Origin of the sequence: Anaerostipes hominis (ex Lee et al. 2021) (assembly GCF_002270485.1) — a bacterium.
Classification (GTDB): domain Bacteria; phylum Bacillota; class Clostridia; order Lachnospirales; family Lachnospiraceae; genus Anaerostipes; species Anaerostipes hominis.
In genome coordinates, this window is record NZ_NQOG01000001.1 from 347,049 (window position 1) to 359,053 (window position 12,005).

A 12,005-nucleotide genomic window follows, 5' to 3' on the forward strand; every position below is an offset into this window, starting at 1 on the left:
TTTTTTATGGGCGTAAAAGCAGAAAAACGACGGCATTCCCATATCCGCTGGATCTTTATCCTACTTTTCCTGATCGTTGTTCTGATCGGCGTGATCTTGGGAGTTTCCTACACGAAACTGGGCAAGATCAATTCCACACCAATGAATCAGAGCAAACTGGTCACGGTCCATGAGGATGCCAATATGAAAGATTACACCAATATTGCCCTGTTCGGCATTGATTCCCAGACCGGCAGTATGTCGGACCGCGGCAACCGCTCTGATTCCATTATCGTTGTCAGCATCAACAATCAGACAAAAGAGATCAAGATGCTGTCCATCTACCGGGACACTTATGTGAGCGTCAACGGCCACTACACAAAGATTAATGCAGCATATTCCATGGGAGGTCCAGAACTTGCCGTCAGCACCATCAACCGGAATCTGGATTTGAACATAACCCAGTATGCGACCGTAAACTTCAAAATTCTTGCGGACATCGTAGATTCCATCGGCGGCATAGAAGTAAAGGTTGATTCCTCTATTTTAAAAAATCTGAACAGCTATATCGGTGATATGAACCGTTTAAACGGAGGCGATTCCCCCAAGATAAAGACCGGCGGAGTACAGACACTGGATGGGAACCAGGCCGTCGCATATTCGAGAATCCGCTATACGGCAGGAGGCGACCTTGCCCGTGCCGGACGGCAGCGTGAAGTTCTTCAAAAGATCTTTGCCAAAGGCAAAAAAAATCCATTTGGCCTGATGGGCGCCATGGATAAGATTCTTCCCCAGATCAAAACCAATATGGACCAGAAAGAACTGTTCTCTATGCTCTTGTCTATCTTCCGTTATGACATTAAGGGTCAAAAAGGATTCCCGTTTGATCAGAGGGAATACAAGTATCTCGGAGTATGGTATGGCTTTCCAACAACTCTGAAAGAAAATGCTGTCCAGGTACATCAATACCTGTTTGACACTGAAAACTATCAGGTCAGCGATGAACTGGGACGGATCAACCAAAAGATTATAAATGTAATCGGATATTAAAAAGAAGGTATTCCAAAGTCAAAACGACTTGCGGAATACCTTTTTCTATATCATTCTATACATCAATACCATCTGGTCATCGGCAGTTCATTATTTATCCCATTGGTAAATAAAAGCTGATGCAGATCAATGATGCCATTCTGAAAGGTTGACGCACAGGCACAAAGATACAGATCCCACATCCTGGAAAATGTCTCTCCGAACCGTTCTTCGATCTCTCTTCTGTGCTCATTAAAATTCTTATCCCAGCACAGCAGCGTTTTATTGTAATGTCTCCTCAGACTCTCTGCGTCCAGTAAATAAAAACGATACTTGGCGCTCAGGCTGGTGATCTCCCGCAGACTCGGTATCACGCCTCCCGGGAAAATATATTTCTTCATCCATGGATCTCCCGGATGTTCTTCCAGCGCACTGATAAAATGCAGGAGAAACACCCCTCCTGGCTTCATCGCCCTTTTGATACACTGGAAAAACAGTTCATAATGATCTCGTCCCACATGTTCCAGCATACCCACGCTGACAACCCGGTCAAATTTTTTCCCATATCCCGCAAGATCACGATAATCCATCAGTTCAGCATGCAGGTAATCCTCAAGTCCTTCTTCCCTGATCCTCTTTTCGAATCCCTGCTGTTGTTCTCTGCTCAGTGTGATCCCGGTGCCCCGGATTTTATATTTCTTTGCGGCCTCTATGAGAAGATATCCCCAGCCGCATCCAATGTCCAAAAGCTCCATACCTTCTTTTAGATAAAGCTTTTCCAGTATTCTCTGTGTCTTCTTTTTCTGTGCATCAAAAAGCGTGTCCTGCTCATTCTCAAAATACCCGCAGGAATAATTTAAAGTCTCATCCAGCCAGAGACTGTAAAAGTCGTTTCCCAGATCATAATGCGATGCGACGTCTTCTTTCTGCTTTCTTCTCCCCAGAGACGGAAACATCAGTTTCCTTAATACTCTGGTATCCACAGAAAAGTTCCCCATCTGTCCGAGAAAATAGTACAGGGCCTGATACAGATCCCCGTCGATCTCTAAATCACCCCGCATATATGCCTCTCCCAGCGCCAGAGACGTACTTGTGATCATCTCCTTCAGATCCGGCTCTTTTTTAAAAATAATGGAAAACCTGGGATTTCCGTGCCCGATTGTATACTCTTCTTCTCTGATTTTAACAAGAAACGGAGTCTCATCAAATCTGTCCAAAAAATGGAGAATTGCTTTTTCTTCCAGCTTCATATGCTCTGTCACACCCTTTCTAACGTCATATCTTGAGTATTGACAGATTTACAGCTTTTAAACGGTGGATGTCAAATCGGGAATATCGATCGTTCCTACGTATCTTCCGACTCTCTTATATTCCAGAGAATTGGTGATCAATTCATCATCTATGGTGCCGTTTAATGATCTCAGAAACTGGACGCCGTGTCTCTTAAAATAGCGTCCTATGCATAAATATCCGGCCCGAAGAAACATCCATATCTCTCCATGCTTCGGCAGACGTCCATCCAGATATTGAAAACCCAGAACTGAATTTCTGCAAAACTTTGGTTCCAGATTGCTTGTGCGCACCCATACAAAAAATGTACATTCCCTTGTAAGCGGATTCTGTTCCACCCATACATCATGTACTTTCTGGCTCCCATAGTCGGCCAGCCCATCCTCCACACTGGTAAATTCAAAACATTTCATAGCTTTTTTACCTGACGATGTCAGAGACACCATTTTGTCATATTCCAGATTGATCACATATTTGATATATTCTTTTTGATGCGCCGGCAGTCTCTTGAACTTCTGAATATAATCCTCGTAACTGTATGGCACCATTGGCTCTCTGTTGGAAAACTCATCCAGAGAACAATTTAAGGAGGCCGCCACTTCTTCCATCGTATTATACCTGGGATTTGGTGTAATACCGCATACAATTTTTGATAAAGTTCCTATCGGAATCCTGCTGATTTTTGACAGTTCTTCCACAGTAAAATTTTTTGACTGCATAATTTCCTTTAGTTTTTTATAATTCATCCGCTTAACCTTCCAAATATGGAATAAATCCATTGCTCCATAAGTTGACAATATTCCTCATTATTCTCTATAATGAACATGATTACATAATCTAAGGAACCAACATTATCTTTATAAGGGGAGTATATCATGCAAAACGAAAATCTTCAATTGGTACTGTCAGATGATACAATTTTACAAATTTCGGTCATCCATTCAAAGGATAGGGCACCTATACCTGACACCACATCTCACGTGATTCACATTAACCAGCTGTTAAATCAGACAGTTTCCGGAACTCAGCATCTGGACCTTTCCGGAAAGATCAGCAAACTTTTAAAACAGCTGGGCATCACCCCGAATCTGAAAGGCTACCTCTACCTGAGACAGGCAATTGAAAAAGGAGTGCGGGATCCTTCGGTTTTTGACGGCATTACAAAACGTCTGTATCCGTATATTGCAGAGCAGAATCATACCACGTCCACCAGTGTAGAGAGGACGATCCGCCATGCCATCGACACTGTTTGGAACAAGGGAAACAAAGAATTATTCTGGAGCATAACTCAGACATTCACGCTGGAACGTCCTACAAACAGTCAGTTTATTATTCAGCTGGCTGAATATTTCTCAGAATATTAAATTATTTTATCAGCTTTCTTTTATTTAGAATGACCGTTCATAAAATCGTCCTTTACCCGGGTATTACTTCCGGATAAAGGACGGCATTTCTTAAATATTTCTCTTCTATTCATCCATACTCCAGCTTTCATGGAATCTCTGCTCATAGTCTTCGGCCAGTATCTGACGGAAATCCGGATGTGCGATCTGGATTCGCTTTTTGGTCCGGTTTCTCAGGGGTTTCCATGTCTTCCATTCTCAAATCATCTGGTGCATAATAGACAGCCGCTCTCATATGTTTCTCCTCCTTTTTTACTGCATGATTCCTCTTACCTTATCTCAAGAACACCATGCCCCTTTCTTTACCCTCAACCAGGCTATTTCCCATCAGGTAAGAAAGATCAAAAACAAAGTCTTTCCTGATAAATAAAAGAAAAAGCTGATCCTCCGTTTCATCTACGGAGAATCAGCTTTTCACTGTCTCTTTTTCTGCATATGGAATTTTTCGTCTGCATATCACCTACAAAAGCTGCATCTTTTCCAGAAGCGCTCTGCCCACTTCCCTCTGTCCTCTTTTACAATAAAAAAGGTCCCTGACTTTTTTTCTGTCTTCCTTAAAATCATCAATTCCTGAGACTATCTGACTCATGCCGTTCATTAATTCATCAAAGGTCCCGGCCTTGATCCCCGGTGTCACTTCATCATAAGGAAAATACATCTCCCTGTCCTTTTCAATATAGCTGTCATAATCAAAATCATAGAAAATGACCGGGCGGTCCAGCAGCAGATAGTCGATATATGTGCTGGAGTAATCGGTGATCAGTATATCCGTTTCTATCAGCAGCTCCTGAATATCCAGCGAATCCTTTGTCATGTCTACAATATTGGAATAATCCGAAAGATCTACATCCTCATGGATATGATAAAAATGTCTGCGGATGATAAACAGTATCTGATGATCCCGGCAGAATTCATCCAGGCCTTTTAAGTCAAAATGCTCCTTCAAAGGAAACGGAGTCTTCCCTTCCTGCCGGTGTGTTGGCGCGTAAAGGACTACGTTCTGTCCCTCAAGCCGCTTCCTCAGTTTTTCATTCACCGGGAAAAGCTCCTCATCATCGTAGAAGAAATCATTCCTGGGCTGTCCATAAGTAAGGATCTGCTCCGCGGGACGACGGAATGCACTCTTATAAATCTCGGAAAAGGTCCGGCTCGTGGCTACCACATACTCTCTTCCCAGAGGAAACTGCTGAATTTTACGCCGGATCCTCTGTCCCCTGCTGTCCCAGTCTTTTTCCTTGGTATCATCATATCCAACCTTCTTGAGCGGAACTCCATGCCAGACATTCAAAAATACGGCTCTGCCGAGAAATGCATGATTCAGATCACTGATCCCATTGCACATCACCGCATATTTCGCCCTGAGCTGACAGAGAATCCCCTTCCGGTCAGAAAACAGATAGGCCTCATAGCCAAGCGCCCTCACTTCCCTGACAACCTGGGGATTTTTCGTAATCCAGACCGGGCGGATTCCTTCCATCTGGTTTGCTTCTATGAAAAGATATTTAGGATTATCGGCAAACTGCTGTCCGAGCCAGGCACCGAACACCCATACCTTTCTGCTCCTGGGCCAAAGACACGACAAGTACATTACAATATATTTCAGTATAAGCTTCATACCACTTTTCATCTCATCTTAACCCCACAGCCACTGCATCAGCTTACGGATTTTCCCTTCTTTCAGAACCTGATGATTCCGGTAGAAGTAAAGTCTGCGCATCTTTCCTCTATAATATAGATTCCCATAAGTTTTCAAAAGATTATATTCATCCAGTCCTTCGATTTCTTCCCCATAGGTTTCTACAAATCCCTGGATCTGCTCCATAGATTTAATCATCTGTTTCCGGTAGGACTCTTTGCCCTCTTTGAGTCTCTGCATTAAAAACACAGGATTCTTTGAATTCTTCGCTCCCACGGAATTATTTCCATGCTGCCTGTAATACATCGTAGGTTCATTGACAAAGGCAATCCTCCCGAAAATCTTGGCGACAAGAGCCGCCCAGTAATCGTGCATCAGAATTTTCCCCATAGGAAGCGGCTGCAGAAAATACTTCTGAAGTGCCCGGTTAATCATTGCTGTGCATCCGGTTACAGAATTTTGTACGATCAGCTGGTTTAATGCAATCCTTTTGGGCAGGTTTGCATATTGGAAGAAGGATTCTGCGATCATCTCCAGATTTTCGTCTACCACTGAAAGATCCGTGTGTACAAGGATCGGCGTATCCTTCCCATACCGTTCCTCCATGGCTTCCATCTTCTTCATCGTCTCATAAATCTTATCCCGTTTCCACACATCATCCTGGTCACAGAACATAAAATACGGTCCGTGCGAATTTCTCAGAAGATTGATAAAATTATTCTTGGCACTTCCGGTGGCAGGCTCATTTTTTATGATCTTCACCTGGTCCGGATAGCGCTTTTTAAACTCTCTCAAGATGTTCAGAGTCCCGTCACAGGATCCGTCGTCTCCTGTGATAAGCCTCCAATTACCATATGTCTGGGAAGCAATGGATTCTAATTGAGCCTTCAAATAATCCTCTCCATTATATGTTGCTAATAGAATTGTAACCATAGCCCTACCCTCCTACTCCTTCAGGAAAAATAAAGAATCGTCTCTCTTATCCTTTGCAAACAGATGATAGTACTGGACCATCCAGTACTCTTTTAAATCCTCCGGCAGGTCATCCAGCGTGTCAATTGTGTGCAGCTGCCTGTTGGCATCCATATACACATGGGATGTGACGACCGGATACTTTTTGTGCAGTTTTAGCAAGTACTTTTCATATGGTGTCTCATCCAGGTTCAAAGTATTCACAAGGAAGGCTCCCAGATAATTAGGGCTGATATCATTGACTGTCTGTTCTTTAATGTCGTAGTTAGCCCAAATGACAAACGGTACCTTTTGTTTTCTCTGTGCACTGCCATTGTTTACTTTATTATAGAATTCAACATCCAGGCTTGGCTGGTGGTCTCCGAACATGACGATCACTGTGGGTTCTTTTACCTTTTCAAAATAACGGACCAAGTATTCAAAGGCAGAGTCTGATTCTTTCACAAGACTGAGATAACGGTCTGCAATCTCATCGCCTTTTCCGTCGGTGATATGAATCTTTTGGTTAAAATTCGTATATCCTTTGTCATATCCCCCGTGATTCTGCACAGTCACATTAAACATATAATAAGGAGTACTGTCCTTTTCTTTTGCCTTCTCATACTCTTCAATCACTTTTTTGTAGTTTTCTTTATCGGAGATAAATCTTCTCAGCATCTCCGGTTCCTTAAAGTCCACATCGGAAAGGAAATCGCTGAATCCTAGCAGCGGATACACAACCTCCCGGTTATAGCCGCTGGCCAGATATGGATGAAGAGCTTTCATTCCCTGGTATCCCTGTTCCTTCAAAGTGGTGGTAAGGCTTCCCAGCTCATCCTTTACCTGATACTGGTATGCTACAGATCCCCCCGGAAGAAACGCCATGGAACTGCCCGTCAGAAATTCAAACTCAGAATTGGCCGTCTGACCTCCAAAGCTTGACATGTACATGTTTCCTTTGATTGTATTTTTCTTCAGGCTGTGATAGAACGGCATATAATCCTGATTGGTCTTAAAATCTCCGAGAACCGACAGATCAGAGAAGGACTCATTCATGACTGCAATGACATTCGGAGTCTGTTTTGTCGTCTTTTTCCCGGATACATTGATATTCCGGTTCTCCTCCTCAGCCTTTTTCACATAAGGCTTCATGATCTGCTCCACTTTTTCCTCCGAGTAGCCTTCCGGCTTTTCTGCCACTAAGAACTTAAGGCTGGCTGTAAAAATCGCCGCATAGCCGTTTCTCTTACAGCTGACAGATGGGTTAAACAGCTTGATCTTGATCCCCCATTCCCTCAGACGCTGGGTATTGCTGAACACACTGATATTCACCAGCAGCATTCCCGCAAATACCGCTGCCGGTATCAATCTCTGTTTCTTTTTCAGCCCTTTTCCTGCATTCAGCCGGAATAAAACGATCAGAAATCCAAGGATCAGGACTCCATTCCACAGAATCGCCGTGTTGATGCTGTACTCATAACCTGCTGCCACATTGGCAGCTGTCCGGATCGAAGTAAAATCAATTGGCATGAGATCAATTCCCCGGAAAGAAACTACAAAGTAATTAGCCAGCCCCAGCAAAGACACTGTAATGATCGTCAGAAAAGAAGCAATCTTTGTCCGGTTCGTGATCAAAAAGAAAAATGCCAGCAAAAGAATATAGACCAGCAGATTGACGCTGCTCTTAAAAACACCAAGATTCCGTATACTGGTCTGATTAAACCGTTCCAGCAGAACAAACGCCAGCACCGGCGTAACAGCAAACATAGCCCTGCTCAGGTAAAGATTCCATTTTTCATTGAGCTTATTTGGGATCCACAGAAGAACCTCCAACATCAAGATTGCTCCCAGGAGCATACAAAACTTGATGGTATTAAACCCATAATAATGCATAGTGAGATCCGGTCTCCTGGCTGTGATGTTCTGTTCTTTTGGCATATCAACGGCTTTTAAGCTGAGATTATAGCTCTCACCCTTTTTAAGCTTTTTATTCACATCGTAGACCGTTCCCTGAATCCCTCTGGCATAGATCCCTTTTCTCATCTCAGAGGCTGGAAAATCTTTCTTCCACACACTTTTCCCGGATGAATCTTTGATCTCAGCCTGGACATGTCCCTGAGCCGTGTCCCCTTTCGGGTTCAGATAGGTCATCTCAAAATACTTCAGTTCTCTCTGTGCTGCCGTAAACTCTAGCTTCTTCTCCCAGCCGTCACAAACTACTTCCGTCTCCGGCGAGTCAATCTTGTACGCCTTAAATATATCTCCCTGAAAAATCTTGTACTGGAATGCCGCAAAAATAAAGTATAGTATAATGACAGCCAATCCGATCCATTGGAAGATATGCTTCTTCTTCTCGTTTTTTCTCGTTAACATGCTGTTAAACCTTTCATATAGATAAAAAAGAAGAGTTTCCTCTTCTTTTTTATTGTCCTGTAATCTTTTTCACGATCTTATCTGCCGCTTTTCCATCATCCCTGCAGTTAAATTTCTCGTGATAAGCATCGTATTTGTCTTTCCACTGTACTGGATCATAAGTGAGGATGTCTTCGATCAGCTGGTCCGTATCCCTTGAAATAGGCCCCGGTACTTCATTGACAAAATCAAAATAGAATCCTCTTAAATTATCTTTATAATCCTCCAGATCATAGGCAAAGAAAAACATCGGACGTCTTAAAATACTGTAATCAAACATTACAGAAGAATAGTCCGTGATAAGAAGGTCAGACACCAGATAAAGCCATGCAATATCCTTTGTCTCATCAAACGTGTAGACAAATCCCTTGTATGGGCTCCAGTCAATGGACTCTGAGACGAGATAATGGTATTTTACGATAAATACATACTCATCTCCCAGTGCTTCTCTGGCCTTATCAAAATCCAGCTTTGATGCAAACTTATATTTTCCTTTAGAGTGGAACTCATTGTCTCTCCATGTAGGAGCATATAAGATAATCTTCTTATCCAGAGGAAGACCCAGCTTCTGCCTCATTTTCTGAATGGCTTCCGGATTGTCATCGTTGATCAAAATATCATTTCTTGGATATCCGATTTCCAGGATAGGTTTATCTTCAAAAGCAAAACAACTTTTAAATATCTCCGTGGAAAACGGATTCTGTGAGATGAGATAATCCCATAGAGACGTGGCCCTGCGGAACTTATTATGGTAGCCTTCGATATTCTGGCTTCCGCCCATATCCATCTTATCCATGTCCAGAGCAAGTTTTTTAAGAGGTGTTCCATGCCATGTCTGAATATACATACAGGAATCTTTTTTCCTCATGTACATAGGCTGCCTGCTGTCAAATACCCAGACTCCGGCCCTCATCAGATACCAGAAATATGGAATATAATTATTTCTTATTTTTTTGCAGCGGCCCGGGATCTCGATTGTGGTATCAAACAATAACCAGACCAGAGTATACTCTTTATCCAGCCCCTGACGCACCATCTCTTCATATATATATCTTGGATTTCCAGAATAATTTCTTCCGTTGCTGCTTTGGAATAGAATGATTTTTTTGCTTGTTGGTATAATATATGTTAATCTTTTGTATATCTCAATTATTAATTGTTTGATTTTTTGTTTCATAGTTGTCCACTCTCTTATAATTTCTGACTAATTTCTTTTAAATAAGCAGCAACTTGATCATACAGTTCTGGTCTTTCCAAGGCAAGATCAATAGTCGCTTTTATAAAACCAAACTTGTCACCCACATCATAACGGATACCCTCAAAGTCATATGCATAAACTGCCTGTGTATCTATCAGCCGGCAGATAGCATCTGTCAGCTGAATCTCCCCGCCTGCACCGGCTCCCTGGCTTTCCAGCAGTTCAAAGATCTCCGGAGTCAAAACATACCGTCCAAGCACAGCCATACGGCTCGGAGCATCTTTCTGCTTTGGTTTCTCCACCATGTTATCAAGCTTTACAGCTCGTCCGTCTGCAGGTAGATTTTTATTTGGGGCCACGATCCCGTATTTGCTTACTTGGTCCTCTGCTACTGTCTGGACACCTACAACAGATGCATGGTGTTTGTTATAAGCCTCTATCAACTGTCCAAGGGCCGGTTTGCCCCCTTTATTGATTACAACATCATCCCCAAGCAGAACAGCAAAAGGATCATTTCCAATAAATGATTTAGCACATAATACTGCATGCCCGAGCCCCTTAGGCTCTTTTTGCCTTACATAATAAATATTTGCGAGATTGGATATATCATTAATCATCTTGACTTGGTCCATTTTCCCTGATTCAGCCAAACGTTCTTCTAATTCGTATGCTTTGTCGAAGTGATTTTCCATACAGTGTTTATTAGAATTTGTAATAATCAAAATCTCCTCAATTCCACTGGATACCGCTTCTTCGACAATATACTGTACAGTAGGAACATCTACTATCGGAAGCATTTCCTTAGGAATCGCCTTTGTTGCCGGCAAAAACCTAGTACCTAATCCCGCTGCTGGAATGACAGCCTTTCTCACTTTCTGTGTATTCATAGAGCCCTCCTGTTTATTACAATTCACTTGATTCTTGTTTCTGCTCTCCCATTAATCCCAGATCTTGCTTTATTTTTGTGGTAGAAATACCTTCTGTTCTTGGAAGATATACCACATCACAATACTCTTTTAAAAAGTCAAATTTGCCTTCCCAATCATTTCCCATAACAAAAGTATCGACATGATATTCCTGAACATCGGAGACTTTTTGTTCCCAATTATTTTCCGGGATTACTAAATCTACATACCTGATAGCTTCCAGAAGCTTTTTTCTCTCTTCATAACTGAAATAACATTTCTTCTGCTTTTCGTTCCAGTTAAATTCATCCGTAGAAAGAACAACAATCAAATAATCTCCTAATTCTTTTGCTCTTCTTAATAAATTAATATGTCCTGCATGAAGCAAGTCATAAGTACCATAGGTAATTACCTTTTTCATTAAGTAAAACCTCCTCTATTTTGGCTCTAATTCGTTTTCTCTTCGTAAATCTTGCTGACTTCCTCTACTGTGCCACTCGCAATAATCTGTCCAGCTTCCAACAGTATGGCCTTATTGCACAATCTCTTTACCTGTTCTAACGAATGTGATACAAACAATACAGTAACTCCTTTGTCAAACATGTTCATGATCTTCTTTTCGCTCTTTTTTCTAAACTTGGCATCTCCTACAGACAATACTTCATCTAAAATCAAGATATCCGGCTCCACCAGTGTTGCTACAGAAAAACCAAGTCTGGTTTTCATTCCTGATGAATAATTTTTTACTGGGACATCAATAAACTTTTCCAGCTCTGAAAACTGTACAATTTCTTCATATTTTTCATCTAAAAATTTTTTAGAGAAACCTAGTACCGCACCATACAAATAGATATTTTCTCTTCCTGTATACTGTTGATCAAATCCTGCACCAAGTTCTAATAGGGGTGCAATTTTTCCTTTTGTGGTCACTGTACCTTCCGTCGCTTTCAGTACTCCGGCGATAACTTTCAGTAAAGTACTTTTACCTGCTCCATTGAGCCCCAAAATGCCCAGGCGATCCCCCTTGTTTAATGTAAAGTTTATATTTTTCAAGGCCCAAAATTCATTATATTGAAGTTCTCTTTTTAACAATTTAATTACATAATCTTTTAAATCATCAACTTTTTCCTGACTTAAATTAAATTTCATTCCGACATTTTCAACTTTAAGGACCTCTTTTTTTTGCTTAGCCATAGTATCCT

General features: G+C 41.8%; 11 protein-coding genes. 2 read left to right on the forward strand and 9 right to left on the reverse strand.

Features of this window, described 5'->3' with window-relative positions; translation table 11 throughout:
- The first annotated feature begins 6 nt into the window (after positions 1 to 6).
- A complete protein-coding gene (locus tag CI597_RS01735; RefSeq protein WP_024726610.1) occupies positions 7 to 1,029 on the forward strand; it encodes an LCP family protein in 1,023 nt (340 codons plus the stop codon).
- A gap of 62 nt (positions 1,030 to 1,091) precedes the next feature.
- Here the strand turns inward: CI597_RS01735 and CI597_RS01740 are convergent, their stop codons facing one another.
- Both CI597_RS01740 and CI597_RS01745 read right to left on the reverse strand, forming a co-directional pair.
- Positions 1,092 to 2,258: an SAM-dependent methyltransferase gene (locus tag CI597_RS01740; RefSeq protein ID WP_024726609.1), complete on the reverse strand. Its 1,167-nt coding sequence runs from the start codon at positions 2,256 to 2,258 to the stop codon at positions 1,092 to 1,094.
- Between the two features lie 57 nt (positions 2,259 to 2,315).
- The gene (locus CI597_RS01745; RefSeq protein ID WP_024726608.1) at positions 2,316 to 3,044 is read right to left on the reverse strand and encodes a helix-turn-helix domain-containing protein; all 729 of its coding nucleotides are present in this window, start codon (positions 3,042 to 3,044) and stop codon (positions 2,316 to 2,318) included.
- 129 nt (positions 3,045 to 3,173) lie between these two features.
- Here CI597_RS01745 and CI597_RS01750 point away from each other — a divergent pair, with 129 nt between their 5' ends.
- Positions 3,174 to 3,662: a sporulation initiation factor Spo0A C-terminal domain-containing protein gene (locus CI597_RS01750; protein ID WP_024726607.1), complete on the forward strand. Its 489-nt coding sequence runs from the start codon at positions 3,174 to 3,176 to the stop codon at positions 3,660 to 3,662.
- A 499-nt stretch (positions 3,663 to 4,161) separates the two neighbouring features.
- Here the strand turns inward: CI597_RS01750 and CI597_RS01760 are convergent, their stop codons facing one another.
- Genes CI597_RS01760 through CI597_RS01790 form a run of 7 tightly spaced genes read right to left on the reverse strand, consistent with a single transcriptional unit; the run spans position 4,162 to position 11,997 of the window.
- The gene (locus CI597_RS01760; RefSeq protein ID WP_235824516.1) at positions 4,162 to 5,316 is read right to left on the reverse strand and encodes a CDP-glycerol glycerophosphotransferase family protein; all 1,155 of its coding nucleotides are present in this window, start codon (positions 5,314 to 5,316) and stop codon (positions 4,162 to 4,164) included.
- A gap of 18 nt (positions 5,317 to 5,334) precedes the next feature.
- Positions 5,335 to 6,270: a glycosyltransferase family 2 protein gene (locus CI597_RS01765; RefSeq protein WP_024726605.1), complete on the reverse strand. Its 936-nt coding sequence runs from the start codon at positions 6,268 to 6,270 to the stop codon at positions 5,335 to 5,337.
- Positions 6,271 to 6,282: 12 nt separating this feature from the next.
- Positions 6,283 to 8,661, reverse strand: a complete 2,379-nt coding sequence (locus tag CI597_RS01770) for an LTA synthase family protein (protein ID WP_024726604.1) — start codon at positions 8,659 to 8,661, stop codon at positions 6,283 to 6,285.
- A gap of 49 nt (positions 8,662 to 8,710) precedes the next feature.
- A complete protein-coding gene (locus CI597_RS01775; RefSeq protein WP_024726603.1) occupies positions 8,711 to 9,877 on the reverse strand; it encodes a CDP-glycerol glycerophosphotransferase family protein in 1,167 nt (388 codons plus the stop codon).
- 14 nt (positions 9,878 to 9,891) lie between these two features.
- Positions 9,892 to 10,785, reverse strand: coding sequence for a UTP--glucose-1-phosphate uridylyltransferase GalU (galU, locus tag CI597_RS01780; RefSeq protein WP_024726602.1), 894 nt, complete (start codon positions 10,783 to 10,785; stop codon positions 9,892 to 9,894).
- 16 nt (positions 10,786 to 10,801) lie between these two features.
- Entirely contained in the window at positions 10,802 to 11,224 is a 423-nt protein-coding gene (tagD, locus tag CI597_RS01785) for a glycerol-3-phosphate cytidylyltransferase (RefSeq protein WP_024726601.1), read from the reverse strand.
- Between the two features lie 26 nt (positions 11,225 to 11,250).
- A complete protein-coding gene (locus CI597_RS01790; RefSeq protein WP_024726600.1) occupies positions 11,251 to 11,997 on the reverse strand; it encodes an ABC transporter ATP-binding protein in 747 nt (248 codons plus the stop codon).
- Positions 11,998 to 12,005 lie beyond the last annotated feature (8 nt).